General features: G+C 65.0%; 31 protein-coding genes. 23 read left to right on the top strand and 8 right to left on the bottom strand.

The annotated features are described in order from the left end of the window. Window positions 1-61 precede the first annotated feature (61 nt). Window positions 62-793: a phosphonate metabolism transcriptional regulator PhnF gene (phnF, locus tag G8O24_RS20705; RefSeq protein WP_188102503.1), complete on the bottom strand. Its 732-nt coding sequence runs from the start codon at window positions 791-793 to the stop codon at window positions 62-64. Window positions 794-964: 171 nt separating this feature from the next. Here phnF and phnG point away from each other — a divergent pair, with 171 nt between their 5' ends. The 9 genes from phnG (at window position 965) to G8O24_RS20660 (ending at window position 7,977) form a co-directional block, all read left to right on the top strand. Further along, complete coding sequence (phnG, locus tag G8O24_RS20700) at window positions 965-1,378, top strand: phosphonate C-P lyase system protein PhnG (RefSeq protein WP_191093274.1); 414 nt, start codon at window positions 965-967, stop codon at window positions 1,376-1,378. A gap of 4 nt (window positions 1,379-1,382) precedes the next feature. Then, window positions 1,383-1,991 (top strand): phosphonate C-P lyase system protein PhnH, encoded by a 609-nt coding sequence (gene phnH, locus G8O24_RS20695; protein ID WP_188102500.1) that lies wholly within the window; start codon window positions 1,383-1,385, stop codon window positions 1,989-1,991. A gap of 3 nt (window positions 1,992-1,994) precedes the next feature. Continuing rightward, window positions 1,995-3,110: a carbon-phosphorus lyase complex subunit gene (locus G8O24_RS20690; RefSeq protein ID WP_188102498.1), complete on the top strand. Its 1,116-nt coding sequence runs from the start codon at window positions 1,995-1,997 to the stop codon at window positions 3,108-3,110. Then, a complete protein-coding gene (locus G8O24_RS20685) occupies window positions 3,107-4,003 on the top strand; it encodes an alpha-D-ribose 1-methylphosphonate 5-phosphate C-P-lyase PhnJ (protein WP_188102496.1) in 897 nt (298 codons plus the stop codon). Before G8O24_RS20690 ends, G8O24_RS20685 begins: the two co-directional genes overlap by 4 nt. Further along, entirely contained in the window at window positions 3,996-4,793 is a 798-nt protein-coding gene (gene phnK / locus G8O24_RS20680; RefSeq protein WP_188102494.1) for a phosphonate C-P lyase system protein PhnK, read from the top strand. Before G8O24_RS20685 ends, phnK begins: the two co-directional genes overlap by 8 nt. A gap of 22 nt (window positions 4,794-4,815) precedes the next feature. After that, the gene (gene phnL / locus G8O24_RS20675; RefSeq protein WP_188102492.1) at window positions 4,816-5,514 is read left to right on the top strand and encodes a phosphonate C-P lyase system protein PhnL; all 699 of its coding nucleotides are present in this window, start codon (window positions 4,816-4,818) and stop codon (window positions 5,512-5,514) included. Between the two features lie 12 nt (window positions 5,515-5,526). Next, window positions 5,527-6,684, top strand: coding sequence for an alpha-D-ribose 1-methylphosphonate 5-triphosphate diphosphatase (locus G8O24_RS20670; RefSeq protein ID WP_188102490.1), 1,158 nt, complete (start codon window positions 5,527-5,529; stop codon window positions 6,682-6,684). Further along, window positions 6,681-7,277, top strand: coding sequence for a phosphonate metabolism protein/1,5-bisphosphokinase (PRPP-forming) PhnN (gene phnN, locus G8O24_RS20665; RefSeq protein ID WP_188102488.1), 597 nt, complete (start codon window positions 6,681-6,683; stop codon window positions 7,275-7,277). The genes G8O24_RS20670 and phnN overlap by 4 nt, the downstream gene beginning before the upstream one ends. An 88-nt stretch (window positions 7,278-7,365) precedes the next feature. Next, window positions 7,366-7,977 (top strand): pyridoxamine 5'-phosphate oxidase family protein, encoded by a 612-nt coding sequence (locus G8O24_RS20660; RefSeq protein ID WP_188102486.1) that lies wholly within the window; start codon window positions 7,366-7,368, stop codon window positions 7,975-7,977. Window positions 7,978-8,136: 159 nt separating this feature from the next. On the opposite strand, the gene G8O24_RS20655 is transcribed toward G8O24_RS20660, so the two are convergent. Both G8O24_RS20655 and G8O24_RS20650 read right to left on the bottom strand, forming a co-directional pair. After that, complete coding sequence (locus tag G8O24_RS20655; protein WP_188102484.1) at window positions 8,137-8,868, bottom strand: SDR family NAD(P)-dependent oxidoreductase; 732 nt, start codon at window positions 8,866-8,868, stop codon at window positions 8,137-8,139. 71 nt (window positions 8,869-8,939) lie between these two features. Beyond that, entirely contained in the window at window positions 8,940-9,257 is a 318-nt protein-coding gene (locus G8O24_RS20650; RefSeq protein WP_188102482.1) for a hypothetical protein, read from the bottom strand. Here G8O24_RS20650 and G8O24_RS20645 point away from each other — a divergent pair. Genes G8O24_RS20645 through G8O24_RS45180 form a run of 4 tightly spaced genes read left to right on the top strand, consistent with a single transcriptional unit; the run spans window position 9,256 to window position 11,397 of the window. Continuing rightward, window positions 9,256-9,450 carry a hypothetical protein gene (locus G8O24_RS20645; RefSeq protein WP_025032400.1) on the top strand — a complete coding sequence of 65 codons (195 nt, stop codon included), beginning with the start codon at window positions 9,256-9,258 and terminating at the stop codon, window positions 9,448-9,450. The two genes, G8O24_RS20650 and G8O24_RS20645, sit on opposite strands and share 2 nt — an antisense overlap. A 28-nt stretch (window positions 9,451-9,478) precedes the next feature. Further along, window positions 9,479-10,432 carry an aliphatic sulfonate ABC transporter substrate-binding protein gene (locus tag G8O24_RS20640; protein WP_188102480.1) on the top strand — a complete coding sequence of 318 codons (954 nt, stop codon included), beginning with the start codon at window positions 9,479-9,481 and terminating at the stop codon, window positions 10,430-10,432. A 27-nt stretch (window positions 10,433-10,459) separates the two neighbouring features. Then, window positions 10,460-10,894 carry a TauD/TfdA dioxygenase family protein gene (locus G8O24_RS45185; RefSeq protein WP_283815570.1) on the top strand — a complete coding sequence of 145 codons (435 nt, stop codon included), beginning with the start codon at window positions 10,460-10,462 and terminating at the stop codon, window positions 10,892-10,894. Next, window positions 10,849-11,397 (top strand): TauD/TfdA dioxygenase family protein, encoded by a 549-nt coding sequence (locus G8O24_RS45180; protein WP_311972250.1) that lies wholly within the window; start codon window positions 10,849-10,851, stop codon window positions 11,395-11,397. The genes G8O24_RS45185 and G8O24_RS45180 overlap by 46 nt, the downstream gene beginning before the upstream one ends. 23 nt (window positions 11,398-11,420) lie before the next feature. Here the strand turns inward: G8O24_RS45180 and G8O24_RS20630 are convergent, their stop codons facing one another. The 4 genes from G8O24_RS20630 to G8O24_RS20615 all read right to left on the bottom strand — a co-directional run bounded on the left by G8O24_RS20630 (window position 11,421) and on the right by G8O24_RS20615 (window position 14,997). Beyond that, window positions 11,421-11,924 carry a DUF6496 domain-containing protein gene (locus G8O24_RS20630; RefSeq protein WP_188102478.1) on the bottom strand — a complete coding sequence of 168 codons (504 nt, stop codon included), beginning with the start codon at window positions 11,922-11,924 and terminating at the stop codon, window positions 11,421-11,423. Between the two features lie 68 nt (window positions 11,925-11,992). Next, on the bottom strand, window positions 11,993-12,775 hold the full coding sequence (locus G8O24_RS20625; RefSeq protein ID WP_188102476.1) for an alpha/beta fold hydrolase: 783 nt from the start codon (window positions 12,773-12,775) through the stop codon (window positions 11,993-11,995). A gap of 4 nt (window positions 12,776-12,779) precedes the next feature. Next, window positions 12,780-14,075 carry an O-acetylhomoserine aminocarboxypropyltransferase gene (locus G8O24_RS20620; RefSeq protein ID WP_188102474.1) on the bottom strand — a complete coding sequence of 432 codons (1,296 nt, stop codon included), beginning with the start codon at window positions 14,073-14,075 and terminating at the stop codon, window positions 12,780-12,782. 121 nt (window positions 14,076-14,196) lie between these two features. After that, window positions 14,197-14,997 (bottom strand): IclR family transcriptional regulator, encoded by an 801-nt coding sequence (locus tag G8O24_RS20615; protein WP_188102472.1) that lies wholly within the window; start codon window positions 14,995-14,997, stop codon window positions 14,197-14,199. A 130-nt stretch (window positions 14,998-15,127) separates the two neighbouring features. Between G8O24_RS20615 and G8O24_RS20610 the strand changes: the two genes are divergently transcribed. The 7 genes from G8O24_RS20610 (at window position 15,128) to G8O24_RS20580 (ending at window position 21,629) form a co-directional block, all read left to right on the top strand. Then, a complete protein-coding gene (locus G8O24_RS20610; protein ID WP_188102471.1) occupies window positions 15,128-16,093 on the top strand; it encodes a Bug family tripartite tricarboxylate transporter substrate binding protein in 966 nt (321 codons plus the stop codon). 3 nt (window positions 16,094-16,096) lie between these two features. Next, on the top strand, window positions 16,097-16,714 hold the full coding sequence (locus G8O24_RS20605) for a flavin reductase family protein (protein WP_188102469.1): 618 nt from the start codon (window positions 16,097-16,099) through the stop codon (window positions 16,712-16,714). Between the two features lie 44 nt (window positions 16,715-16,758). Continuing rightward, complete coding sequence (locus tag G8O24_RS20600) at window positions 16,759-17,619, top strand: fumarylacetoacetate hydrolase family protein (RefSeq protein ID WP_188102467.1); 861 nt, start codon at window positions 16,759-16,761, stop codon at window positions 17,617-17,619. A 3-nt stretch (window positions 17,620-17,622) separates the two neighbouring features. Continuing rightward, window positions 17,623-18,426 carry a 2-oxo-hept-4-ene-1,7-dioate hydratase gene (hpaH, locus tag G8O24_RS20595; protein WP_188102465.1) on the top strand — a complete coding sequence of 268 codons (804 nt, stop codon included), beginning with the start codon at window positions 17,623-17,625 and terminating at the stop codon, window positions 18,424-18,426. Window positions 18,427-18,451: 25 nt separating this feature from the next. Continuing rightward, complete coding sequence (locus G8O24_RS20590; protein ID WP_188102463.1) at window positions 18,452-18,847, top strand: RidA family protein; 396 nt, start codon at window positions 18,452-18,454, stop codon at window positions 18,845-18,847. A 14-nt stretch (window positions 18,848-18,861) separates the two neighbouring features. After that, a complete protein-coding gene (locus tag G8O24_RS20585; RefSeq protein ID WP_188102461.1) occupies window positions 18,862-19,737 on the top strand; it encodes an amidohydrolase family protein in 876 nt (291 codons plus the stop codon). A 182-nt stretch (window positions 19,738-19,919) separates the two neighbouring features. Beyond that, on the top strand, window positions 19,920-21,629 hold the full coding sequence (locus G8O24_RS20580; protein WP_188102459.1) for a methyl-accepting chemotaxis protein: 1,710 nt from the start codon (window positions 19,920-19,922) through the stop codon (window positions 21,627-21,629). Here G8O24_RS20580 and G8O24_RS20575 read toward each other — a convergent pair. Then, entirely contained in the window at window positions 21,616-22,626 is a 1,011-nt protein-coding gene (locus G8O24_RS20575) for an LLM class flavin-dependent oxidoreductase (RefSeq protein ID WP_188102457.1), read from the bottom strand. The genes G8O24_RS20580 and G8O24_RS20575 overlap by 14 nt on opposite strands. A 186-nt stretch (window positions 22,627-22,812) precedes the next feature. On the opposite strand from G8O24_RS20575, the gene G8O24_RS20570 reads away from it, so the two are divergent. The 3 genes from G8O24_RS20570 (at window position 22,813) to G8O24_RS20560 (ending at window position 24,515) form a co-directional block, all read left to right on the top strand. After that, on the top strand, window positions 22,813-23,316 hold the full coding sequence (locus G8O24_RS20570) for a peptidase associated/transthyretin-like domain-containing protein (protein ID WP_188102455.1): 504 nt from the start codon (window positions 22,813-22,815) through the stop codon (window positions 23,314-23,316). A gap of 41 nt (window positions 23,317-23,357) precedes the next feature. After that, window positions 23,358-23,957, top strand: coding sequence for a ferric reductase-like transmembrane domain-containing protein (locus tag G8O24_RS20565; protein ID WP_244645921.1), 600 nt, complete (start codon window positions 23,358-23,360; stop codon window positions 23,955-23,957). 69 nt (window positions 23,958-24,026) lie between these two features. Then, on the top strand, window positions 24,027-24,515 hold the full coding sequence (locus G8O24_RS20560) for a Crp/Fnr family transcriptional regulator (RefSeq protein ID WP_188102453.1): 489 nt from the start codon (window positions 24,027-24,029) through the stop codon (window positions 24,513-24,515). The last annotated feature ends 514 nt before the right edge of the window (window positions 24,516-25,029 follow it).

Below are 25,029 nucleotides of genomic sequence, written 5' to 3'. Positions count from 1 at the left end.
GCGTATCTCGGAAAGAAGGTGGGCACGGCGCAAGTGCGCCTTTGCCCACCCTACGAAACGCTCACCCGTTCTCCACCAGAAACTCCACCCGCTCCGCCGCAAAGCGCGAATGCTTGGTCACCAGCGGCTTGCCCTCGAGATTGAGGTCGGTGGCATCCACGACCAGGATCGGCCGCCCCAGCGGCAGATCGAGCCGCGCGGCGTCGGTGGCGTCGACGATGCCGGCGGTGATCCTGGTGGCGCCGCGGCGATAATCGCGGATCCCGTAATGCTCGAGCATCCTGGTCATCGAGCGCGTGGCTGAAAACACCTCGCCAGCGCCCGGGAACTGCTCCGCCGACAACCAGGTGGTGGAAACGCAGATCGGTGTGCGGTCGGCGAGTCGTATCGCCTCGATGCGCACCAGCGGTGCGCCGACCTTCAATCCCAGTTCCCGTGCAAGCTCACGCGTCGCGAGGTCATCGGTTGCTTCGATCAATCGGCCCTGCGGCTCGCGGCCTTCGGCGCCGACGATCTCGGAGAAGCGCGTGCGCGAGCGCAACGGATAAGCGAGCTTCTGCGCCTCGACATAGGTGCCGCTGCCGCGCTCGGCGCGCACGATGCCGCGCTCGGCAAGCGCGGCGAGCGCGCGACGCACCGTGTGCCTGTTGACGCGATAGGTTTCGGCGATCTCCATTTCGCCCGGCAATTTGTCGCCGGCGGAAAAGCGGCCGTCGGCGATGCCGCGCTCGATGCCGTCGGCAACGAGGCGCCACAGCGCGACGCCCGAGGAGGCGGTGTCCTGCATGCTCATCTCGACGGCGAGCCTAGCCCACAAATCACACGTTTGTCACGAAACAGTCATGGCGCTTCCGTATCAAGTTGTCTAGTATCATAGACAACTTGGATTCGGCAAGTTCTGCAGAAACGGTCGGTGGATTTGGTGACCCAGCAAAACACCCAGCAAGCCCAGCGCCAGGCCGCCATGGCCGTGCTGGCTCACGCGGAGGCGGGCGAGATCGCCGCCCGCCTCCGCACGATTCTCTTGCCCGGCCATCAGGATATGCGCGCGCCGGAGAGCGGCCTCTTGATGCTGCGCGGCCGGATCGGCGGTGACGGCGCGCCGTTCAATCTCGGCGAAGCCACGGTATCGCGCGCGGCCGTGCGGCTTGCGAGCGGTGAGGTCGGTTTCGGCTATACGCTCGGACGCGACGGCGAGAAGGCGCGGCTGATCGCCCTGTGCGACGCGCTGGTGCAGTCGCGCGATTTCAGCGCCACCGTCGAGCGCGACGTTATCGGGCCGTTGCGCGAGCAGCTTATGGTTAGACGCAAGCGGGCGGCGGAAGAGACTGCTGCGACGAAGGTTGATTTCTACACCATGGTGCGCGGTGAGGGGTGAGACCATGACGACGATTGCGGAACTGCCGCCGGGATTCGCGGACAAGGTGTTGTCGGCGCAATCGACCTTTCGCTCGGTGATGGACGCGATGGCGCGGCCGGGCTCGGTCCAGCCCATCGTGCCGATGGCGGGAGCGCCCGATACGATGATGCGCGGCACCGCCGCGATCGCGCTGACGCTGTTCGACCACGATACGCCGCTCTGGCTCGACGCACGGATGGCTGACAGCAGCGATGTCCTAAAGTGGCTCAAGTTCCATACCGGCGCGCCGGTGATTCAGGATTCCTCCATCGCGGCTTTCGCGTTGATCAGCGACGGCGTGTTGCTGCCCGCGCTCGAGCGTTTCGCGCTTGGCACCAACGAATATCCGGATCGTTCGACCACGGTGATCATTCAGGTCGACAGCCTGGGCACAGGGCGAAGCTTCGAGCTGCGTGGGCCCGGCATCGATGGCGTTGCGACGCTTCAGGCGTCGATCAGGCCCTTCGACCTGTTCGAGCGCCTGCGTGTGAACGAGACGCTGTTTCCGCGCGGCATCGACGTGGTTCTGGTCGCCGATGACGCGGTTGTTGCGATCCCGCGCACAACGCGCGTCGTGAGCAAGGGAGTCTGACGCATGTATGTGGCAGTCAAAGGCGGCGAACGCGCCATCGAGAACGCCCATCGCTTGCTCGCCAATGCCAGGCGCGGCGATCAAACTGTCGCGGAAGTCTCCCTCGATCAGATCTCGGAACAGCTTGGGCTCGCCGTCGATCGCGTCATGAGCGAAGGATCACTCTATGACCGCGAGCTCGCCTCGCTTGCGATCAAGCAGGCGCGCGGAGACCTGATTGAAGCGATTTTCCTGGCTCGCGCCTTTCGCGCCACGATGCCGCGCTTCGGGACGAGCGAGCCCGTCAACACCGGTGCGATGCGCGTGCAGCGACGGGTATCCGCGACCTTCAAGGACATTCCGGGCGGCCAGATCCTCGGGCCGACCTTCGACTACACGCATCGCCTGTTGGATCCATCGTTGGCCGAAGGCTTTGTGCCGGAAACGCCGGCGAGCGCTGAGGCTTCAACCGCGGCGACGCCGCGGGTAACGGACATTCTCGGCCGCGACGGGCTGATTGAGACCTCGCCGCAGGCGGAGGACGGAGCCAGCGTCGGCGATCTCACCCGCGAGCCGTTGAACTTCCCGGCGGACCGGGACCTGCGTCTGCAGAACCTCGCGCGCGCCGACGAAGGTTTTCTGCTGGCGATGGGCTACTCCACCCAGCGCGGCTACGGCCGCAACCACCCCTTCGTTGGCGAAATCCGCTTCGGTGAGGTCGAGGTGGAGTTCGCCGCGGAGGACGTCGGCTTCGCCGTGCCGCTCGGTTCGATCGAACTCACCGAGTGCCAGATGGTCAACCAGTTCAAGGGCTCGACAACGGAAGCGCCGTGCTTCACCCGCGGCTATGGCCTCGCCTTCGGCCAGAGCGAGCGCAAGACCATGTCGATGGCGCTGGTGGATCGTGCCTTGCGTGCCCGCGAACTCGGCGAAGAGGCCCTGGCCCCGGCGCAAGATGAAGAATTCATATTGTCGCATTCGGACAACGTCCAGGCGACCGGCTTCGTCGAGCATCTGAAGCTGCCGCACTACGTCGACTTCCAGTCCGAGCTGGGCCTGCTGCGCAAGCTGCGCAAGGAATTTGCCGAAACCTCTGCTGGCGCCAACGCGCCCGATGCCATGAAGGAGGCCGCGGAATGAACGCGCCTGCCTACAACTTTGCTTACCTGGACGAACAGACCAAGCGGATGATCCGCCGCGCGATCCTGAAGGCGATCGCGATTCCCGGCTATCAGGTGCCGTTCGCCAGCCGCGAAATGCCGATGCCCTATGGCTGGGGCACCGGCGGCGTGCAGGTGACGGCCGCGATCCTGGGGCCGCAGGACGTTCTGAAGGTGATCGACCAGGGTTCGGACGACACCACCAACGCCATCTCGATTCGCAAATTCTTCGCCAAGACGGCCGGCGTCGCGACGACGACGTCGACCGACGAGGCGACCGTGATCCAGACGCGGCACCGCATCCCCGAGACGTCGCTGCATGCGAATCAGGTGCTGGTCTATCAGGTACCGATCCCGGAGCCCCTGCGCTTCCTCGAGCCGCGCGAGACCGAAACGCGGCGCATGCATGCGCTTGCCGAATACGGGTTGATGCATGTGAAGCTGTACGAGGACATCGCTCGCTTCGGCCACATCGCGACCGCCTACGCCTATCCGGTCAAGGTGAACGCGCGCTATGTGATGGACCCGTCGCCGACGCCGAAATTCGACAATCCCAAGATGGATAATTGCCCGGCGCTGCAATTGTTCGGCGCCGGCCGCGAAAAGCGCATCTATGCGATCCCGCCCTATACGCAAGTTGTGTCGCTCGACTTTGAGGATCACCCGTTCGAGCCCTATCGCTTCAACGCGCCCTGCGCGCTGTGCGGTGCTGAAAATTCCTACCTCGACGAGATCGTCACCGACGACAAGGGCAGCCGCATGTTCGTCTGCTCGGACACCGACTATTGCGAGGGGCGTCAGGCCGCCGGCCATCACGGCGCCCAGAGTGCTGCGCCATACAAGGACAAGGCGCAGGAGGCGTCGAATGGCTGACCAAGGTCTGCTCGAAACCGACGAGCCGCTGCTGATCGCAAGATCCCTCAGCAAGTCCTACGGCCGCATCGCCGCCTGCCGCGATGTGTCGTTCTCGCTCTATCCCGGCGAGGTGCTGGCAATCGTCGGCGAATCCGGCTCGGGCAAGTCGACCTTGCTGCAGATGCTGTCAGGTCAGCTCGCCGCGAGCGGCGGCCACGTGTCCTACCGGATGCGCGACGGCGTCACCCGCGACCTCGCTTCGCTGGGCGAAGCCGAACGGCGCCTCTTGTTCCGCACCGATTGGGGCTTTGTGCATCAGGATCCCGCGCAGGGTCTGCGCATGGCCGTCTCGGCCGGCGCCAATGTCGGCGAACGGCTGATGGCGGTCGGCTGGAATCACTACGGTCGGATCCGCGAGTCGGCCTCCGATTGGCTGACCCGTGTCGAGATCGACGTCGCGCGGATCGACGATGCACCGCGCACCTATTCGGGCGGCATGCGCCAGCGGCTCCAGATCGCGCGCAACCTCGTCACCGGGCCGCGGCTGGTCTTCATGGACGAGCCGACCGGCGGCCTCGACGTGTCGGTGCAGGCCCGGCTGCTCGATTTGCTGCGCAATCTCGTCGCCGAGCTGCACCTGGCCGTCGTCATCGTCACCCACGATCTCGCGGTCGCGCGCCTGCTGTCGCATCGCGTGATGGTGATGAAGGGCGGCCGTGTCATCGAGACCGGTCTCACCGACCAGGTTCTGGACGATCCCCGCGAGCCCTATACCCAGCTCCTCGTCTCCTCGATTCTGCCGCCATGAACTTCGCAACATGAGCTCACCCATGACCGCCATGATCGACGTCGCCAACGCCAGCAAGACCTTCACGATGCACCTGCAGGGCGGCATCGCGTTGCCCGTCGTGCGCGGCGTGACCTTTCAGGTCCAGCCGGGCGAGTGCGTCGTGCTGTCAGGGCCATCGGGCGCCGGCAAATCGTCGATCCTGAAGATGATCTTCGGCAACTACCGTTGCGATGGCGGCCGGATCGGTATCCGCCATCGTGGCGAGGTGATCGATCTTGCCACGGCCGAGCCGCGGCAAGTGCTCAACGTCCGTCGCGCCACCATCGGCTATGTCAGCCAGTTCCTGCGCGCGGTGCCGCGCGTCGCGACCATCGACGTCGTTGCCGAGCCGCTGATCGCTGGCGGCCTCAACCGGCCTGATGCGCAGGCCCGAGCCGGCGAGCTCTTGCATCGCCTCAACATCCCCGAGCGGCTCTGGCAGCTTCCGCCCGCGACCTTCTCCGGCGGCGAACAACAGCGCGTCAACATCGCGCGCGGCTTCATCCCGGATCTGCCGATCCTGCTGCTGGACGAGCCGACCGCTTCGCTCGATGCCGCCAACCGCGCTGTGGTGGTCGAGCTGGTTGCCGAGAAGAAGCGCCAGGGCGTCGCCATGCTCGCCATTGTCCATGACGACGAAATCCGCCATTTGATTGCCGACCGCATCGTCGACGTCACCAGCTTTGCCGCCGCGGCCTGAAGGAAGAGGGACATGAACGCCAAGCCGAAGGAGACTGTGATCGCCAACGCGAGGATCGTGCTGGCTGACCGGGTGATCGAGCAGGGCTGGCTCGCTCTCGCCGACGGACGGATCGTCGAGATCGGCGATGGGACCGCGCCCGCGGGTGCTGAGGACGCCGGCGGTGATCTGATCATGCCGGGTTTGATCGAGCTGCACACCGATCATCTCGAAGCGCATTACGTGCCGCGTCCAAAAGTGTTCTGGAATCCGGTCGCCGCCGTCATCTCCTATGACGGCCAGCTCGCGACCTCGGGCATCACCACCGTGTTCGACTCGCTTCGGGTCTGGCGGGAGGATGGTGCCGAGGAGGTCGATGGCCGTGCCGGCGTCCTCGCCGCCGCGATCACCACCGCGCGCGACTCGAACCTGCTGCGCGCCGACCATTTCCTGCACCTGCGCTGCGAAATCCCGATGCCGAGCGTGGTCGAGGAGGCCAGGGAGCTGATCGACCGGCCCGACGTCAAGCTGATGTCGCTGATGGACCACACGCCCGGCCAGCGCCAGTTCCGCGACGAGGTCAAGCTGCGTGATTATTATCGCGGCAAGGGTGGCGGCAAAACCGACGCCGAGCTCGATGAATTGTTCGCAAGGCGCTTCGAGTACCAGAAGAAATACGCAGCGGCCAACATGCGCGAGATCGTGTCGCTGGCGCATCAATACAAGATTCCGCTCGCGAGCCATGACGACACCACCGACGAGAATGTCGCGGACGCCGTGCGCGACGGCGTCGCGGTGGCCGAGTTTCCGACCACGCTTGAAGCTGCGCGCGGCCTGCACCAGGCCGGCATCGACATTCTGATGGGCGCGCCTAACGTGGTGCGCGGCGGCTCGCATTCCGGTAACATCGCCGCCGTCGATCTTGCCCGGGAAGGCCTGCTCGATATCCTGTCGTCGGACTACATCCCGTCGAGCCTCCTGATGGGTGCGCTGCAACTGCCTGAGCATGCGCCATCAATCAGCCTGCCCGCGGCCGTTCGGACCGTGACCAAGGCGCCGGCGGAAGCCGTCGGCCTCACCGATCGCGGCGAGATCGCACTCGGAAAGCGTGCTGATCTGATCCGCGTCCATGTCGCGGGCAGCGTTCCCGTGGTGCGCAGCGTCTGGCGCGAAGGGGGCCGCGTCGCATGAGCGAGACCGTCACGACGGCGAAGGACGCGGTGGCTGCGATCGGCCCCGGGCGGCTCGTGCTCGTGGTTGGCCCGAGCGGCGCCGGCAAGGACACGCTGCTGCGGCTGGCCCAGGCGGCCTGCGCCGACGACCACCACGTCGTTTTTCCGCGCCGAATCGTGACGCGCGCGTCCTCGGTCGATGAGGACAACATCGCCGTGAGCCCTGAGGAATTTGCTCGTTCGTGCGATCACGGCGATTTCGCCGTTCATTGGGATGCGCATGGACATTCCTATGCGCTGCCGCGGGAGATCAACGACGACATCCGTGCCGGGCGTTCTGTCGTCGCCAACGTCTCGCGCACCGTGATCGCCGCCTTGCGCAAGGTCTATGCCAATGTCGTCGTGGTCGCCGTCACGGCACCGCCTGACGTGCTGGCGCAGCGGCTCGCCGCGCGGGCGCGGAACAGCGACGGCAACATCGCCGACCGGCTCGCGCGCAGCATCGACGACGCGTCGGCCAAGGCGGATGTCACCATCCTCAATGCCGGCAGCGCGGACTATCACGGCCGCCAGCTCGTGCGCGTCATCAGGAACGAAGGCTGGCGCGAGTAGAGCGTTTTCAGGCGAAGTGGGACTCCGGTTCGCGTGAAGAAAACGCGTCGAACAAAAACTAACGGCTGGCGGAACAGGAGAGCGTGCAATGACGGTGATCAGGACGGTCGAGGAGCTCGAGGCCATCTACGGCGCCACCAACGACGCCTCGACCGTGAAAGTCGCCGATCACATCACGCCGCTCTACCGTGTCTTCATCGAGACGGCGCCGTTTGCGGCGCTTGCGACCGTCGGTCCCGAAGGCATCGATTGCTCGCCGCGCGGCGATTTGCCCGGCTTCGTGCGCATTCATGACCCGAAGACGCTGATGCTGCCGGATCGCCGCGGCAACAACCGGATCGATTCCCTGCGCAACATCGTACGCGACCCCCGCGTGTCGCTGATGTTCCTGATTCCCGGCTCCGGCAACGCGGTCCGCGCCAATGGCCGCGCGCATCTCTCCGTTGATCCCGAGCTGCTGACTTCGTTCAAGGTCGAGGGCAAGCCGCCGCGCAGCGTCATGGTGATGAATGTGGACGAAATCTACTTCCAGTGCGCCCGCGCCATCGTTCGCGCCGACCTCTGGAATCCCGACAGGCGGGTCGATCCCAAAAAATTGCCGACCCCAGGCCAGATCCTTGCCGAGATGAGCCAGAACACGGTCGGCGGCGCCGAATACGACCGCCTGTGGCCGGCGCGCGCCGCAGCGACGATGTGGTGATGGCTCTTCTTCCCCTCTCCCCTTGCGGGAGAGGGTGGATCGCCGCGTCAGCGGCGAGACGGGTATCCGTCCTCACCAAGAGTGTTGCGCGCGGATAGATACCCCTCATCCGGCGCTTCGCGCCACCCGCAAGGGGAGAAGGCAGTCCGCCGCCCCCGTTCAGTTGAACGCCATCCCGCCGCTCAGCGCGATCGTCTGCCCGGTCATATAGGCGTTGTCGACCAGCAGCATCACGGCTTTCGCCACTTCGTCCGCGGTGCCGAAACGGCCGAGCGGGATCCGGCTGATGAGCTGCGGCTGGCCGCTCATCATGTCGGTCTCGATCAGCGACGGCGCGACGGCATTGACGGTGATACCTTCCTTCACCAGCCGCGCCGCATAGCCGCGCGTCAGACCCTCCATGCCGGCCTTTGAGGCGTTGTAGTGCGGGCCGATCGAGCCGGCGCCGCGCGCAGCACCCGAGGAGATGTTGACGATGCGGCCCCACTTCCGCGCGCGCATCGACGGCAGCACCGCTTGCTTGCACAGGAAGGCCGATTTCAGGTTGACCAGAATGGTGCGGTCGAAATCGTCCTCGGTAAGATCGTCGATGCCGCGTGTGATCGCGATTCCGGCATTGTTGACGAGGATGTCGACCGGCCCGAGCGTCGTCGTGACGTACTCGACCATGCCGGCCACCGCCTCACGCTGCGAGACATCGGCAGCGACCACGATGGCGTGGCCGCCGTTCCTGCCGATCTCGCCTGCCAACCTCTCGGCCTGTCCGATCTGCTCGCGGCAGTTGATCGCGACCGCTGCCCCTGATGCGGCGAGTGCACGGCAGACGGCTGCGCCGATCCCGCGCGAGCCGCCGGTGACGAGCGCCGCGCGCCCCTTGATGGTATCCGTCATGTTGTCCTCCCGCATTTTTCTGCGCCTCTCAGGGCAACGGTACCACGCTATGGAACCCTTGCGTGTTGACATCATTGCGAGATGATTTCGGCTGTGGCGGCTTGCGCGCAGAGAAGTGCGCGCACGCGACCGCGGCAAATATGGATAGCCATTTCATTGACCGATCGGGTCAATCCCTCGATATTCGAAACATCGAAACTGCTTCTTCGGGCCGAAAGCCGCTGCATGACATCGAATGACCAGCGAGTGAAGAGCGACATGCGCAAGCGCATGATGCGTCGCTGCGTCTCGGCCGCGACCGGCACCTGTTGTTGCCGCTGATCGCCGAGCCAAATCCCGATCGCAATCTCTTGACAGGAAAGCCGACCCGTCGGCGAACGAGCAGCCATGCCCAAAGCCTATATCATCGAAGTTCACGACCGCACCGCCGGCATCATCGCCAGCGACGAGCGCGGCTTCCGCTTCTTCTCCTCAGAACGGCTGTTTGACAGCCTCGAGGGCCGCCAGTTCCGCTCGGCCCGGGACGCCGAACGCGCCGCAAGCGCGGTGTTCGCGGAGCGCCGGCACCTTGTCTCCATCTGAGCACCAGCAGACCGAAAGGACTTTGCAAATGATCACGCGACGACACATCATCGCCGGCGCTCTATTGCTGGCAAGTGCGGCGGGTTCGCCGGTGCGGGCCGAGGACAAGCCGGCCGAGATCCGCATCGGCACGCAGAAGGGCGGCTTCTTCCCCGCAGTGCGCCAGCGCCACACCATCGAGAATGCCTTCAAGCCGCTCGGCATCGAGGTCAAGTGGATCGACTTCCAGTTCGGTCCGCCGCTGCTGGAGGCGATCAATGTCGGCAGCGTCGATTTCGGCTATGTCGGCGACTCCCCGCCGATCTTCGCGCAGGCCGGCGGCGCCAGGATCCGCTACGTCGCAGCGGTGAAATCGGAAGGCAACACTCAGGCGATCATCGTGCCGAGAGACTCGGCCATCAAGACGCTGGCTGATCTCAAGGGCAAGCGCGTTGCCTTCGGCAAGGGATCGAGCGCACATAATCTCCTGGTGGCCGCGCTCGAGAAGGCCGGCCTGTCCTGGTCCGACATCACGCCGGCACCGCTTGCTCCGGCGGATGCGACGGCCGCCTTCATCAAGGGCTCGGTCGATGCCTGGTCGATCTGGGATCCCTATCTCGCGCTGGCTGAGCTGAAGGAAAACGCGCGCGTCATCGCTTTCGACAAGGACGTGCACAAGCCGAATGCCTTCTACATCGCGGGTTCCGACTTCGTGGACAAGTACCCATCATTGGTCGCGAAGCTCAATGCCGCCTTCGCCTCCGAAGGCGTTTGGGCCAACGGTCATCACGAGGAGGTCGCCAAGGCGCAGGCGGAGGCCACGGGCGTCGACATCGAGGCTGTCAGACGCTTTGTCGATCGTTCCAACTTCAGCGTGGTGCCGATCGACGACGAGGTGATCAGGAGCCAGCAAGCGGTGGCCGATCGTTTCGCCAGGCTTGGCCCGATCCCGAAGCCGGTCAACGTCTCCGATATCGTCTGGAAATGGAATCCGGGCTCCTGAGCGGGCATCCTTTTGAGGAGTGGCAGTATGAGTTTCTACAGAGACTTCAACGACAAGCTCGCGATCGAACGGTGGAATACGCACCAGCGCGAACCGTTCCAGACGATCAAGGTGAGGCAGCTCTCGCCGACCGTCGGCGCGGAGATCTCTGGTATCGATCTCTCCAAGGAGGTGAGCGAGACGCAATTCGCCGAGATCAGGCGGGCGCTGGACGAGAATCTTGCCGTGATCTTCCGCGACCAGAAACTGTCGCCGGAGGACCATAAGCGCTTTGCGCGCCGCTTCGGCAAGTCTTTGCACCGGCATGAGCTCGCCGCCACGCGCTTAAGGGCGATGGTCCGTTCGATCCGGAATTCCTGTCATGGAAGACCGGCCGGGACTCGCGCTTCACTGCCGGCGATGGCTGGCATCCCGACGTGTCCTGCGATCCCAGTCCGATCGCCTATTCGTTGCTGCGGGTGACGAAGACCCCGCCGCTCGGCGGCGATACCGCCTTCGCCAACATGTATCTCGCCTACGAATTCCTGTCGGATCCGGTCAAGCAATTGCTCGACGGCCTGACCGCGATCCATGACGGGGCGCTGGCCTGGACCGCCGGCTATGGTGCGAAGCCCGATCCCGGCAAGACCTATCCGCAGACCGAGCATCCGGTGGTGGCAATCCATCCGCGCACGGGACGAAAGTTCCTCTATGTGAATGCGTCGTTCACCTCGCACATTGTGCAACTGACGCGGCGGGAAAGCGACGCCATTCTGCAGCTCTTGTTCCGGCATGTCGAAAGCCAGCTTGCGTTGCAGACGCGCGTCAGCTGGCTGCCGAATTCGCTGCTGGTGTGGGACAATTGGGCGAGCCAGCACCATGCGATCTGGGATTACTATCCCGAGGAGCGCTGGGGCGAGCGTGTCTCGGTGGTGACCGGCGAGGCACCGCGAGCCCGGCTCGATCTCAGCGAGGCCGCCGAGTAGTCTCGCCCGGCGCGGCGCCCGACTTAACTCTGGCGGCGCGCCCTGGTGCGCGCCGCTTTTTGGGCGGCGGCGGAGCGGACCTTGGCACCCTTGGTCTGGCTCGCTTTGCGCGCAGCCGCCGAGCGCGATGCGGCGCTTCGCCGGCCCGCGGCGGCCTTGGCCTGCTTCGACAGCGCGCTCCGCGACGCGGTCGAGCGCGGCTCCTTCTTCAGGACATTCTCGACCGCGCGCGACACTCGTGGCCGGCGTTTCGGCGTCCGCTTGCCCTGGCCGACCTCATAGGCATATTTGGCGCTCTTGCGTGTGGACTTCTTGGTGCGCCCCTTGCGCGGCGGGGGAAGATCGACGCCGGCGCGACGCGCCTCGGACAGGCCAATGGCAATGGCCTGCTTGGTGGAGCGCGCGCCGTGCTTGCCTTTCCGAATCTTGTCGATCTCGTCCTTGACGAATTCGCCGGCTTGCGTGCTGGCCGATTTGCCCGCCCGCTTGTCTTGCCTGGCTTTGCGAATGATCTCTTGTCTTGGCATGGGTCGAGTTCCCTTTTTGAGTCGCAGGGATGTTTGACCGCAACGCGCTGACGCGACAATTGATCCTGTCAGCCCTTCAATGCAGCGAGCAACTCGTCGGGCCGCTCGGCCATGATCATGTGGCCGGCGCCGGGCACCACCACGGTCTTCGCATGCGGGATCGCCGCCGCCAGCGCCTTTCCCGCTTTTGCCGGCGTCATCATGTCCCGTTCGCCCAGGATGAGCGTGGTCGGCACCTTCACGCCCGCGGCAGCGGCAAGCGCATTCGCGTAGGCATTGCAGGCCGACAAATCCCTGAACAGCACGCCCGGCTCGCAATGTTTGAGCACCGCCTGCGCGCCGCCATGCATCCACAGCCCCGGCGCGAGGCTGCCGCCGAGTTCGGCCTTGAAGCCGAGGCCCCAGATCGACACCATGTCATTGGCATCTTGCGAGTTGGCTTCGGCTGATTTGAGCAGATCCGGCCCGACCGTCATGGTCGCCGCGGTGCCGATCAGGCTCAGCGCCGAGACCTTGTCGGGGTGGCGTGCCGCGGTCTCCAGCGAGATCAGCGATCCCATGGAATGGCCGATCAGATGCGCCTTTGGGCTGCCTGCTGCGTCGAGGAGTGCCGCGGTCCAGTCGGCCATCTCGGCGATGCTCGCCAGCGATAGCCCGGCCGAGCGGCCGTGGCCGGGCAGGTCGGGCGCGAGCACGCCAAAGCCGTGATGGGCGAACCAGCGGGTGTGCAGCGCCCAGGTCGAATGATCGAAGCCGGCGCCGTGGAGGAAGACGACCGTGGGCAGTGATTTGTCGAACTCGCGGCCGCCGGTTGCGACGAACACATCAGTGCCGTTGACGGAGAGCTGCATCGTGTCAAACCTTCTGCGAGATGCGCAGCGCCTGCGCCAGATCGTCGATGATGTCGGAGGCGGTCTCGATGCCGACCGAGAGGCGTACCAGCTCCTCGCCGATGCCGGCGGCCTTGAGCTGCTCGGCATCCATCTGCTGATGCGTGGTCGAGGCGGGATGGATCACCAGCGTCTTGGCGTCGCCGACATTGGCGAGGTGGCTGATCATGCGCAGGGACTCGATGAACTTGCGTCCCGCAGGCCGGCCGCCCTTGATGCCGAAGGAGACGATCGAGCCGGCGCCGCGCGGCAGCAGCGTCTTGGCAAGTTGATAGTCGGGATGGTTCTCCAGCGAGGGATGCAGCACCCAGTCGACGGCCTTGTTGGATTTCAGCGCCTCCAGAACGAGATGCGTATTCTGCATATGGCGGTCCATGCGCACGGGAAGCGTCTCGACGCCCTGCAGCAGCTGGAAGGCGTTGGTCGGCGACAGGCAGGCGCCGAAATCGCGCAGGCCCTCGGTGCGCGCGCGCATGATGAAGGCGGCCGTGCCGAACTGCTCGTCGAAGACGATGCCGTGATAGCCGCCATAGGGCTCGGTGAGCACGCCGAACTTGCGCGAGCCGCGCCAGTCGAAGCGGCCGCCGTCGACGATGGCGCCACCAATCGCGATGCCGTGGCCGCCGATCCATTTGGTCGCCGAATGCATGACGATGTCGGCGCCAAGCTCGATCGGACGGCTGAGATAGGGCGTCGCAAAGGTGTTGTCGATCAGGAGCGGAATCTTGGCATCATGCGCAATCTCCGCGACCTTCGGGATGTCGAGCACCTCCAGCCCGGGATTGCCGATGGTCTCGCCGATTACGAGTTTCGTGTTCGGCTTGATGGCGGCGCGGAACGAGTCGTGATCGCGCGGCTTTACGAAAGTGGTGGTGATGCCGAAGCGCGGCAGCGTGTGCGCCAGCAAGTTGATGGTGCCGCCATAGAGCGAGCTCGAGGCCACGATATGGTCGCCGGCATTGAGCAGCGTCGCGATGGCCAGATGCAACGCCGCCATGCCGCTCGCGGTGCAGATCGCGCCCACGCCGCCCTCGAGCGCCGCGAGCCGTTCCTCGAGCACGCCGGTGGTCGGATTGGAGATCCGCGTATAGATGTGGCCGGCACGTTCGAGGTTGAACAGCGCCGCGGCGTGATCGGAATCCTGGAACACGTAGGATGTGGTCTGGTAAATCGGCACCGCGCGGGCACCGGTGACAGGATCCGGATGCTGGCCCGCATGCAGGCTCAGGGTTTCGAAGGCGGGCGGTTTGGGCGCGGGCATGCGTGGCCTCGTTGGTCGGTCGGTCAGGGTGGCCGTTGTGCCATAAAACGGAGCATCAAGTCAGCCATTGACAGCGCCGCAAGGGCAGTGCGCTTCCTCGTCCTGCCTGAGGATAGGCGAGCTAGCCACCGATCGCCTGTTCGATCGCGCGGGTCTCGCGCAACAGGATCTCGGCGACCTCCTGCTCGCGGCGCGGGCCCAGCCTCGTCCGAACGGCGGAGACGGTCATCGCCGCGACGGGCCGCCCGTCGGTTGTCTTGATCCAGGTCGAGATCGATTTCGTGCCCTGCACGAGGCCGATCTCCCGCATGCCGTATCCGCGACGTCGCGCCGCGGTGACCTGGCCGAGCACCGTTGCCGCGTCGGTCCGGTAGGTCTCGAACCTTTTCTCATTCGCCGCGACGATTTTTCGCGCGTCCTGCGCCGGCAGTGCGGCGAGGATGGCGACGCCGGCGCTGGAGACGCCGAGCGGCCGGCGTGCGCCGACCTCGATCGACAGCACCTGGATCGGATAGGCGCCAATGCGGCGATCGACGCACAGCGTGTCGTTGCCGGTCCGCATCGTCAAAAACAGCGTATCGCCGATTTCGGTCGAGGCGCGCCTCAGCGAGGGCTCCGCTGCGACCAGCAGCGGGGAGGGCCGGGGACGCGCCAGCGCCAGTTCCGGCACCTGGTTGCCGATCGCGTAGCGGCCGCTCCTGTCATGCCGCTCGACGATGCCTTCCTCGATCAGCACGTGAACGATCCTGTGCACGGTCGGACGCGTCAGGCCGGTCGCCCGCACCACCTCGGCCAAGGGCACGCCGTCTTCGCGGCCTGCGGCAAGAATGCGCAGCACCGACAATGCGCGCCGGATCGCCTGGGCGCCCTGCCGGGGTTCCGCCGCAATACGGGCCGCTTTCGGGGAAGATCTGTTGTCCATAATATGGACAACAACGCCACAATTCGCTCGACAGGACAAGCGCGCATCTGGAGATTGCGCTCCCGTCGAGATGCCTTGCGCGACCTCAGGGCAATCGAATTGGAATTGGACGCGCCGCCGGGAGGTTAACATGAGATTAATCTGGATTGCCATCGCCGCTGTCGGTGCGATGCTGGCGGGGCCTGTGTCGGCTCAGCAATGGCCGGCGCGCAGCGTCAAGCTGATCGTGCCCTATCCCGCCGGCGGCAATGTCGACAGCGCGGCGCGCATCATTGCCGACAAGCTCCAGGAAAAGCTCGGTCAGCCCTTCATCATCGAGAACAAGGCCGGCGCCGGCGGCATGATCGCTGGCGAAGCCTTCGCCAAGTCCGCGCCCGACGGCTACACGCTGTTCGTCGGCGCCAATGGTCCGGTGCTGTTCGCGACCGAAATCAACAAGCGCGAAGCCTATGTCTGGAAGCGGGATTTCCTGCCCATTTCGACCATCTCGATGACGCCGCTGGTGCTCGAGGTGCATCCGTCAGTGCAGGCCAATACCTTCAAGGAATTCATCGATCTCGCCAAGCGCGAACCCGGCAAGCTGACCATGGCCTCGCCCGGTCCCGGCACCACCAACCATCTGCTCAGCGAGCTCATGCAGGAGAGCCTCGGCCTGCAATGGGTCACGGCGCATTACCGCGGCAATGCCCCTGCCATCAACGATCTGCTCGGCGGACAGGTGCAGTTCGCCTTCGACCAGCTCACGGTCAGCCTCCAGCACATCAAGGCCGGCCTGTTCCGCGCGCTCGCCGTCACCAGCCCGCACCGGCTGAAGTCGCTGCCTGATGTCCCGACCTTCGCCGAGCTCGGCTACAAGGACTTCGACGGTCAGACCTTTACCGGCCTGTTCGCCCCCGCCGGCACGCCGGCGCCCATCGTCGACAAGCTGCACGAGGCGCTGGTCGCGATCCTCAAAGACCCGGGCGTTATCGACAAGTTCGAAAAGCTCGGCGGCGAAGCCGTCGCGATGACGCCGGACGAGTTCAAGGCCTATCTCGAGCGCGAGGACGCCAAGTGGATTCCGGTCGTCCGCAAGGCCAACATCAAGGCTGACTGAGCGATGCGGATCGACCCCACCGAACTCGGCGCGGAACGCATCTACCGGCTGATGACCGGCATCGTGGTGCCGCGGCCGATCGCCTGGGTGACGAGCCTGTCGCGCGCGGGCGTGCTCAACCTCGCACCGTTCAGCGCCTTCACCTTCGTCTCGCAGAAGCCGCCGATGCTCGCCATCAGCGTCGGCCGCAAGGGCGCCGACTACAAGGACACCGCGCACAATATCCTCGATACCGAGGAATATGTCATCCACATCGCCGATACGCCGCTGATGTCTGCGGTGCATGACAGCTCGGTCGAGCATCCGCCCGAGATCAGCGAGGTCGAGCATCTCGGGCTGGAGACGCTGCCCTGCGAGCGCATCAAGGTGAGCCGGCTCGCAGCCGCGCCGGTCGCGATGGAATGCGTGTTCCGGCAGTGCCTCGAATTCGGCGATGCCCGCAGCCGGCTGATCGTCGGCGAGGTCGTGATGTTCCACCTGCGCGACGGTCTCGTGAATGACGGCAAGGTCGAGACCAGGGCGCTCGATCCGATCGCCCGGATCGGCGGGCCACGCTACGCCCGCCTCGGCGAGATTGTGACGCTGAACACCGTCTTCCAGACGCCCAAATCGAAAGACTGAGCGCGCGAGCTCCGACCGCGCCTCGAGACATCAGGAGAACGACGATGCGACTGGTGAGCTATCTGGTGGACGGCGAGCCGCGCTATGGCGCGGCGGTCGAAGGCGGTGTCGTCGATCTGACCAGGCGGATCGGTCGCGATTTCTCCGAGGTCAAGGCGCTGATCGCCGCCAACGCGCTGGCTGATGCGCAGGAGGCGGTGGCCGGACAAAAGCCGGACTACCCGCTGGACGAACTGACGCTGCTTCCGCCGGTGCTGGCACCAGAGAAGCTCTGGTGCATCGGCGTCAACTACGCCGAGCGCAACGCCGAATATAAGGACAATTCGGATCTGCCCAAATATCCGAGCCTGTTCGTGCGCAGCATGTCCTCGATGACGGGCTCGGGCCAGCCGCTGGAGAAGCCTGACGTTTCCGACCAGCTCGACTATGAAGGTGAGCTCGTTATCGTGATCGGGCAGGGCGGCCGCCACATCCCGCGCGAGAAAGCCTGGGCCCACATCTTCGGCATGACGCTGTGCAACGAAGGCACGATTCGCGACTGGCTGCGCCACGGCAAGTTCAACGTCACGCAAGGCAAGAACTTCGATCGCTCCGGCAGCATCGGTCCCTGGATCGTCACCGCGGACGAGCTCGACCCGCGCGGACCACATGACATCGTCACGCGCGTCAATGGCGAGGTGCGGCAGCAGGACACGACCGAGCGGCTGATGTTCCCGTTCGACTTCCTGATCTCCTATCTCTCGACCTTCGCCACGCTCAAGCCCGGCGACATGATCGTGACCGGCACGCCGACCGGCGCGGGTGCACGCTTCGACCCGCCGCGCTGGCTCAAGGTCGGCGACGTCGTCGAAGTCGAGTCCAGCCGCATCGGCGTGTTGCGCAACACCGTGGCCGCGGAGCAGTAGACCATGCTCGACGCTGCCACGATCGAACGCCTTGCCGCGCGGCTCGATGAAGCCGAGCGCACCAAGAGGCTGATCCCGATGTTCACGAAGGAGTTTCCCGAGTTCACGATCGAGGATGCCTACGCCGTCCAGCGCGCCTGGACCAGACTTCAGCTCGGCCGCGGGCGTGTCATCAAGGGCCTCAAGATCGGCCTGACCTCGAAGGCGATGCAGAATGCAGTCGGCATCTCCGAGCCCGATTACGGCGTGCTGTTCGCCGACATGTTCTATGCCGACGCGACGCCGATCCCGTTCGACCGCTTCCATGCGCCGCGGATCGAGGTCGAGCTCGCCTTCGTGCTGAAGGCGCCGCTGCGCGGGCCCGATTGCACCATCTTCGACGTGCTCAACGCTACGGATTACGTCACGCCGGCGCTCGAGATTCTGGAGACGCGCATGCATCGCGTCGATCCCGAAACGGGCAAGACCCGCAAGGTCATGGACACGATCTCGGACAACGCGGCAAACGCCGCGCTGGTGCTCGGCGGCCGGCCGATCCGCCCGATGGACGCAGATCTGCGCTGGATCGGCGCGCTGTTGTTCCGCAACGGCGAGGTCGAGGAAACAGGGCTTGCGGCCGGCGTGCTCAACCATCCCGCCAACGGCATCGCCTGGCTCGCCAATCGTCTTGCGCCGCACGACGAGCATCTTAAGGCCGGCGAGGTGGTGCTAGCGGGTTCGTTCACGCGGCCCGTCGATATCAAGCGGGGCGACACGTTTCATGCCGACTACGGCGCCTTCGGCTCGGTGTCGTGCCAGTTCGTCTGAACCAAAACGTAGGAGGAAGCGCACCATGACAGCCTCATCGCGGCGCAAGAGCGTCCATATCGGCGGGTTCAAGCACGTCAATCCGATTCCGAATGCCTGCCGCATCGGTAATCTCGTGATGTCGGGCGTCATCCTCGGCCGCGATCCCGCGACCAACGCGATGCCGGAGAGCCTCGACGCCCAATGCGCCAACATGTTCGCGCATATGAAGGCGACGGTGGAGGCGGCCGGCGGCACCACCGATGACATCATCAAGATGACAGTGTGGCTGAAGGACCGCTCGCAGCGTGGCCCTGTCAATGTCGAGTGGCTGAAAATGTTTCCGGACGAGCATTCGCGCCCGGCGCGCCACGCGCTGCCGATGGACAACATGGATGGCGGCGCACTGGTGCAGTGCGACTTCACCGCCGTGATCGACTGAGGGAGCTCTTGCGCATGCCGACCTATCTGCCGTTTGATCCCAATCCGCGCCGTCCGATCAAGGCTCCGCCGCCGAAGACGATAGACAGTCAGTTTCACGTGCTGGGGCCGATCGACAAATATCCGGAACGTCCGGGTGCGGCGTACCGGATGCCATCGGCGACCTGGGAAGCGGCGTTGCGCATGCACAAGACGCTCGGCATCGAGCGCGGCATCATCGTGCAGACCACGACCTACGGCGCCGACCATTCCGTCGTGCTCGACGGCCTCGCCGCAATGGGACCGAATTATCGAGGCTGTGCCAATGCGCTGGTGTTCGCCGAGGCGAACGACGCCTATCTGGCCAAGCTGCACGACGCCGGCGTGCGCGGCGCGCGTTTCAGCTTTCGCCAGGAGCTTGGCGCGGTGCTGTCAGATGCCGATTTCGCCCGCGCCATCGCCCGCATCCGCGAGCTCGGCTGGTACGTCAAGATTCAGCCTGAGAAGGACGGCATCGTCTCCAGCGTTGCCAAGTACGAGAATCTCGACGTGCCCGTGCTGATCGACCACATGGCGCGCCCCGATCCCGAGGCCGGCAAGAGCGATCCGAACCTGCGCAAGATGCTGGAGCTGCTCAAGAGGGGCAATTTCTGGGTGATGCTGTCACTCGGCGAGAAGACCTCGAAGGCCGGTCCGCCCTATGACGACGTGATCCCGATCGCGCGCACCTATATCGAGGCCGCCATCGACCGCTGCGTCTGGGCCAGCGACTGGCCGCATCCGGTCTCCGTCAAGCAGCCGCCGAACGACACCGATCTGCTCGAGCTGATGTACCGCTACGCGCCTGATCAGACCGAGCTGGAGAAGATCCTGGTGCACAATCCGGCGAAGCTGTTCGGCTTTCCGGACTAGAGCGTTTTCGTCGCCATGTCGGGAGGCTCGCAGTTAACCTCGCAGTAACACCCGCGACACTTCCAGATTTTCCCGGCGTAACCGCGTCCTTAACGAATTGCCTCTAATTTGCGCATCCTCACCTCGGGATGGCCTGCACCTTGATTCGCGTGTGCGCTGTCCGGCAACACCGAAGAGGCAGAATGCCGGCTCTCAGGACACTGTTTTCGCTCCGTTCGATTGGCCCCAAGCTCGCGCTGATGACCCTGGTCGGCGCGGTCTGCATGGCGCTGGTCGCCTCGACCGTGCTGTGGATCGCCCGGGGCCAGCTCGTGACCGAGCGGATCGAGAAGGCGCATGCCGCCGTCGACATCGTCTGGAATCTGGCGGATGGCTATTACAAGACCTTCAAGGCCGGCCAAATGACCGAGGAGGAAGCCAAGAAGCGGTTCCTCGAAGCCAACAATTACGTCTGGTACGAAGACCACAGCAACTACGCCTATATCTACGACTATGAGACGGGCCTCTGCGTCTCCAACCCGGGCATCCCGCAATTCGTCGGCAAGGACATGCGTCCGAACAAAGACGCCAACGGCATGTTGTTCGCGGTCGCGCTGATGGACCTCGCAAAAAAGGGCCAGGGCACGCTGCGCTATTCGTTCCGTCGCAGCGGCAACGACGCCACGCCGCTCGATAAGGTCGCCTTCACCCGGGGCTTCGCGCCCTGGAACCTGATGATCGGCTCGGCCGAATACATGTCCGAGGTCGACAATTCCTTCTGGTCGATGGTGCAGACCGCCTCGGTCGTCATCGCTGTCCTGATGCTGATTTCGATCGTGATCGCCTGGGCTGTCGGCCGCAGCGTGGTCAAGCCGCTCATCGGGCTGAAGGAGCGCATGGCTTCACTCAGCGCTGGCCAACTCGACGCGCCGGTCGCTTATGCCGATCGCCGCGACGAAATCGGCGAGATGGCGCGCACCGTGCAGGTGTTCCGCGACGCGATGACCGAAGCCAACCGCCTGCGCGAGGAGCAGGCCGTCGCCGAGCACCGCCAGGGCGAAGCGCGCAAGGTCGACATGAAACGGCTCGCCGATCAGTTCGAGCGTGAGGTCGGCGAAATCATCGAGCTGGTCTCGGTGGCCGCTGGCCAGCTCGAAACATCGTCGACCACGCTGTCAAGGACGGCCGGCATCGTTTCGCAAGTCTCGAACCGCGCTTCTACGGCGTCGGGCGAAGCATCGGCGAATGTGCATTCGGTTGCCGCAGCCAGCGAGGAGCTGGCCTCCTCCATCGGCGAGATCTCCCGCCAGGTCGAGACTTCGGCTCGGATCGCGGGCGAGGCCGTCAGCCAGGCGCAGAAGACCGACAGCCGTATCAGCGAGCTGTCGCAGGCTGCGAGCCGGATCGGTGACGTCGTCGATCTCATCCAGACCATCGCCGGCCAGACCAATTTGTTGGCGCTGAATGCGACCATCGAAGCCGCGCGTGCTGGTGATGCCGGCCGAGGTTTTGCCGTGGTGGCCTCCGAGGTGAAGTCGCTGGCCGAGCAGACCGCGAAGGCGACTGACGAGATCAGCCAGCAGATCGCCGACATCCAGTCGGCGACGCGCGACTCGGTCGCAGCGATCAAGGAGATCGGCGCGACGATCGGCAGGATCTCGGAGATATCGTCGGCGATCTCGACCTCGGTCGAGCAGCAGGGCTCTGCGACGCAGGAGATTTCCCGCAACGTGCAGCGCGCTGCCGAAGGCACCTCGCAGGTCGAGGCCAGCATCGCCGACGTGCAGCGTGGCGCGTCGGAGACCGGTGGCGCCTCGGCCCAGGTGCAGTCGGCCGCGCAATCGCTCGCCGGCGAAAGCGCGCGCCTCAAGCGCGGCGTCGCCACTTTCCTGAACTCGATCAGGGCGGCGTAGACCGTTCGGCCAGCCGGTCCCGCACCTCGGCCGCGATCTCGAACGAGCGCAGCCGCGCGGCGTGATCGTAGATCAGGGCCGTGGTCATCAGCTCGTCCGCCGCGGTGTCGGCGATCAGCGCCTGCAATTTCTCTTCGACCACCGCGGGCGAGCCGACGGCGGAACAGGCCAGCGACTGGGCGACGCCGGCCTTCTCGGCCGGCGACCACAGCGCGTCCATGTCGTCGACCGGCGGCGGCAGCTGGCCGGGCGTGCCGCGGCGCAAATTGATGAATTGCTGCTGCAGCGAGCTGAACAGGCGCTGTGCCTCGCGGTCGCTGTCGGCGGCGAACACGTTGACGCCGATCATCGCATAGGGCTTGCCGAGCTGGGCCGAGGGCTCGAACCGGGCGCGATATTCGCGCAGCGCCGGCATCATCATCTGCGGCGCGAAATGCGAGGCGAATGCGAAGGGCAGCCCAAGCATCGCCGCAAGCTGCGCCCCGAACATGCTGGACCCAAGGATCCACAGCGGGACCTTCATGCCCATGCCGGGCACGGCGCGGATCGCCTGGTTCGGCTCGACATCTCCGAGCAGCGCCTGCAATTCCAGCACGTCGTGCGGAAAGTTTTCGGCAGCCGTCGCAAGGTCGCGCCGCATCGCCCGCGCGGTGAGCTGGTCGGTGCCGGGCGCGCGGCCGAGCCCGAGATCGATCCGGCCGGGATAGAGCGATTCCAGCGTGCCGAACTGCTCGGCGATGACCAGCGGCGAATGGTTCGGCAGCATCACCCCGCCGGAGCCGACGCGGATCGTCCTGGTGCCAGCCGCGACATGGGCGATCACCACCGACGTCGCCGCGCTCGCAATCCCCGTCATGTTGTGATGCTCGGCGAGCCAGAACCGCTTGAAGCCCCAATTCTCCGCATGCCGGGCGAGATCGAGCGAATTGCGAAACGCCTGCGAGGCGTCTGAGCCCTGTTTGATCGGGGCGAGGTCGAGCACGGAGAAGGGGATCATGTGTGGCTGCCGAAGTGGAGGGATCTGCGCGTCCGGGAAAGCCACATGTAGTGTCACCGCACCGAATAGATAGAGCAGCGTTCACAACCCTGTTATTGCGAACCATGGCGCCCATTGTCTCAACTGGGCGTTCCGCGTGTGTTGTTGTAGGCTCCAACCAATGCCACCGTTGCCAGGAGGACAGACATGAGCCTTGTCGTACTCAATCGCCGCAACCTCCTCATTAGCGGCGGCGCCGTGCTTGCATCAGGCGTCCTGGCAGCCGGAACTTCCAGCCTCTTGCTGCCCGCGCGCGCGGAAGGCCTGGCGCCGACGGAGTCCATGACCGGCGGCGCCAACAATTATCGCAAGGGCGCGCCGATCGTGGAACGGATCGGCAAGGGCGGCTTCTGGATGAGCGGCACCGTGCGCCGCGCCGGCGACGGGGCGCCGCTGGCCGGGCAGCGCATCCAGATCTGGGCCCACACGGTGGAAGGGCAGGAGCACGAGCCGCAGAGTCACGGCGCCACGCTCACCGACAAGGACGGCGCCTTCAGGCTCGAGATGCCGCAGATCATTCCGATCTTCGGCCAGCCGCATGGCCACCTCGCCTATGACAGCGGCGAGTTCAAGACCGTGTTCCTGCGGCCGATCATGCGGAGCGCAAAAGACGCCAGCCTCGAGGCGCACTTCGTGCTTCAGCCGGCCTGACCGCGTTGCAAGGGAAGGCGTGGAGATCGGCCCGGGGACCCTTGATCTGGGCCGCCCTCGCCTTGGTCATCGGCGTGCCGGTCGCGCTCGCGGCGACAAGCGAACAGCTCGCATGGCGCGGCCCGGTCTACATCCTCGCCGGTTTCGCCGGCATCATCGCCCTCGGTCTCGTGCTGGTTCAACCCCTGCTGATCGGCGGAGTTCTGCCGGGACTATCGGCCTATCGTAGCAGGCGCGTCCATCACTGGATCGGTGGTGCGCTCATCCTCGCGGTGGTGATCCATGTCGCCGGCCTCTGGTTCACCAGCCCGCCCGACATGATCGACGCGCTCACCTTCTCATCGCCCACCCCGTTCTCCCCCTTCGGCGTGATCGCCATGTGGGCCATTTTTGCAGTCGCGCTTCTCGCTTCCATGCGCCGGCGGCTGGGATTGCGGCTGCGCACCTGGCGCGCGGTCCATATCCCGCTCGCGATCGTCATCGTGATCGGAGCCGTAGTGCATTGCCTGCTGATCGAGGGCACGATGGAGACGGTCTCGAAAGCGGTGCTCTGCGCAGCCGTGCTTGCGGCCGCCGTCAAGGTCATGGTGGACCTCTGGCGAAAGCGGATGGTGCGGAGCGAGAACCTTGCGCGGCAATAGCGCCCGCATGGCTTGAACCTATCCTGCGAGCCGATTGCCGCTGATGGCGGCGACAGCTATGCTCGCAGGATGACCGCCAGCGCTCCCGACCTGAAAGCGTTCCTGCTCGCGACGCCGTTCTTCGGCGGCCTGTCGGATGCCAGCCTCGACCTCCTGATCTCGATGCTGGTCGAGTGCTATTTCGACACCGGCGCGACCGTCGTCGCCGAGGGCGAGCCGGGCCGCTCGATGTTCATCGTCAAGTCTGGCCGGCTCGCCGTGAGCAAACGGGCGAACGCGGGCAGCGTCATTCCGCTTTCCGCCCTGGAGCCCGGCGATTTCTTCGGCGAGATGACGCTGATCGAAATGCAGAACCGCTCCGCCACCGTGGTCGCCGAAAGCCCGACGGTGCTCTACGAGCTGACGGCCCAAAAACTCTACGCCTGCTACAAGGCCGATATCCGCGCCTATGTGATCATCCTGCAGAACATCAATCGCGAACTGTGCCGGCGGCTGCGCCGGGCCGATGAGCGCGTCGCGGCGTATCAGATGCGCGATGGGGAGCCCTCTGCGAGATGAATGCGCCTGAAATTCTCGAGCTCGTGATCTTCGATTCCCACGGCGTCTTTCATCGCATCGCCGATCTGCCGGCGTTGCTGGCTTGTCCTGTAGTGAGGGCGTAGGCCGCCCTTCGAGTTCGTAGCCCGGATGGAGCGAAGCGTAATCCGGGGGCATATGTCCGCATTTCCTACCCCGGATTACGCTCGCGCTCCATCCGGGCTACGAAACTTCGGTGCCGATCGCGCTACAGCAGCGCCAAGGAGTGCAGCGAGTTTCGATGAAGGCCGAAGGCAACCAGGCCGGACAGAAGCAACGCAGTTCCAGTCACGATCAAGCAAAACGCAAACACTATCGGAGCCCCGAGTTCGTCTTGAATGCCCAGGACGATAATAGATAAAATCTTACCGACAATCGAAAGGAAGAATTAACCTTACCTCGGCGGCTGAACAGGCGGTGCGTAGGATGGGTAGAGCGAAGCGAACCCCATCACATCTCTGTCTGCGCAAAAGCATGATGGGTTTCGCAAGTGCTC

This window comes from Bradyrhizobium campsiandrae, assembly GCF_014529705.1.
GTDB classification, from domain to species: domain Bacteria; phylum Pseudomonadota; class Alphaproteobacteria; order Rhizobiales; family Xanthobacteraceae; genus Bradyrhizobium; species Bradyrhizobium campsiandrae.
The sequence above is the reverse complement of the archived record's forward strand: the minus strand, read 5'-3'. Positions and strand labels throughout refer to the sequence as shown.

Excerpts from the sequence above, each read along its gene's own strand:
- G8O24_RS45185 (WP_283815570.1), top strand. The coding sequence starts at position 10,460 with ATGAGTTTCTACAGAGACTTCAACGACAAGCTCGCGATCGAACGGTGG.
- phnF (WP_188102503.1), bottom strand. The coding sequence starts at position 793 with ATGAGCATGCAGGACACCGCCTCCTCGGGCGTCGCGCTGTGGCGCCTC.
- phnH (WP_188102500.1), top strand. The coding sequence starts at position 1,383 with ATGACGACGATTGCGGAACTGCCGCCGGGATTCGCGGACAAGGTGTTG.
- G8O24_RS20620 (WP_188102474.1), bottom strand. The coding sequence starts at position 14,075 with ATGCCCGCGCCCAAACCGCCCGCCTTCGAAACCCTGAGCCTGCATGCG.
- G8O24_RS20585 (WP_188102461.1), top strand. The coding sequence starts at position 18,862 with ATGCCGACCTATCTGCCGTTTGATCCCAATCCGCGCCGTCCGATCAAG.
- G8O24_RS20610 (WP_188102471.1), top strand. The coding sequence starts at position 15,128 with ATGAGATTAATCTGGATTGCCATCGCCGCTGTCGGTGCGATGCTGGCG.
- G8O24_RS20590 (WP_188102463.1), top strand. The coding sequence starts at position 18,452 with ATGACAGCCTCATCGCGGCGCAAGAGCGTCCATATCGGCGGGTTCAAG.
- G8O24_RS20655 (WP_188102484.1), bottom strand. The coding sequence starts at position 8,868 with ATGACGGATACCATCAAGGGGCGCGCGGCGCTCGTCACCGGCGGCTCG.
- G8O24_RS20645 (WP_025032400.1), top strand. The coding sequence starts at position 9,256 with ATGCCCAAAGCCTATATCATCGAAGTTCACGACCGCACCGCCGGCATC.
- G8O24_RS20570 (WP_188102455.1), top strand. The coding sequence starts at position 22,813 with ATGAGCCTTGTCGTACTCAATCGCCGCAACCTCCTCATTAGCGGCGGC.
- G8O24_RS20560 (WP_188102453.1), top strand. The coding sequence starts at position 24,027 with ATGACCGCCAGCGCTCCCGACCTGAAAGCGTTCCTGCTCGCGACGCCG.
- G8O24_RS20650 (WP_188102482.1), bottom strand. The coding sequence starts at position 9,257 with ATGGCTGCTCGTTCGCCGACGGGTCGGCTTTCCTGTCAAGAGATTGCG.
- G8O24_RS20625 (WP_188102476.1), bottom strand. The coding sequence starts at position 12,775 with ATGCAGCTCTCCGTCAACGGCACTGATGTGTTCGTCGCAACCGGCGGC.
- hpaH (WP_188102465.1), top strand. The coding sequence starts at position 17,623 with ATGCTCGACGCTGCCACGATCGAACGCCTTGCCGCGCGGCTCGATGAA.
- phnN (WP_188102488.1), top strand. The coding sequence starts at position 6,681 with ATGAGCGAGACCGTCACGACGGCGAAGGACGCGGTGGCTGCGATCGGC.
- G8O24_RS20690 (WP_188102498.1), top strand. The coding sequence starts at position 1,995 with ATGTATGTGGCAGTCAAAGGCGGCGAACGCGCCATCGAGAACGCCCAT.
- G8O24_RS20580 (WP_188102459.1), top strand. The coding sequence starts at position 19,920 with ATGCCGGCTCTCAGGACACTGTTTTCGCTCCGTTCGATTGGCCCCAAG.
- G8O24_RS20640 (WP_188102480.1), top strand. The coding sequence starts at position 9,479 with ATGATCACGCGACGACACATCATCGCCGGCGCTCTATTGCTGGCAAGT.
- G8O24_RS20605 (WP_188102469.1), top strand. The coding sequence starts at position 16,097 with ATGCGGATCGACCCCACCGAACTCGGCGCGGAACGCATCTACCGGCTG.
- phnG (WP_191093274.1), top strand. The coding sequence starts at position 965 with ATGGCCGTGCTGGCTCACGCGGAGGCGGGCGAGATCGCCGCCCGCCTC.
- phnK (WP_188102494.1), top strand. The coding sequence starts at position 3,996 with ATGGCTGACCAAGGTCTGCTCGAAACCGACGAGCCGCTGCTGATCGCA.
- G8O24_RS20615 (WP_188102472.1), bottom strand. The coding sequence starts at position 14,997 with ATGGACAACAGATCTTCCCCGAAAGCGGCCCGTATTGCGGCGGAACCC.
- G8O24_RS20685 (WP_188102496.1), top strand. The coding sequence starts at position 3,107 with ATGAACGCGCCTGCCTACAACTTTGCTTACCTGGACGAACAGACCAAG.
- G8O24_RS20660 (WP_188102486.1), top strand. The coding sequence starts at position 7,366 with ATGACGGTGATCAGGACGGTCGAGGAGCTCGAGGCCATCTACGGCGCC.
- G8O24_RS20670 (WP_188102490.1), top strand. The coding sequence starts at position 5,527 with ATGAACGCCAAGCCGAAGGAGACTGTGATCGCCAACGCGAGGATCGTG.
- G8O24_RS20600 (WP_188102467.1), top strand. The coding sequence starts at position 16,759 with ATGCGACTGGTGAGCTATCTGGTGGACGGCGAGCCGCGCTATGGCGCG.
- G8O24_RS20575 (WP_188102457.1), bottom strand. The coding sequence starts at position 22,626 with ATGATCCCCTTCTCCGTGCTCGACCTCGCCCCGATCAAACAGGGCTCA.
- G8O24_RS20630 (WP_188102478.1), bottom strand. The coding sequence starts at position 11,924 with ATGCCAAGACAAGAGATCATTCGCAAAGCCAGGCAAGACAAGCGGGCG.
- phnL (WP_188102492.1), top strand. The coding sequence starts at position 4,816 with ATGACCGCCATGATCGACGTCGCCAACGCCAGCAAGACCTTCACGATG.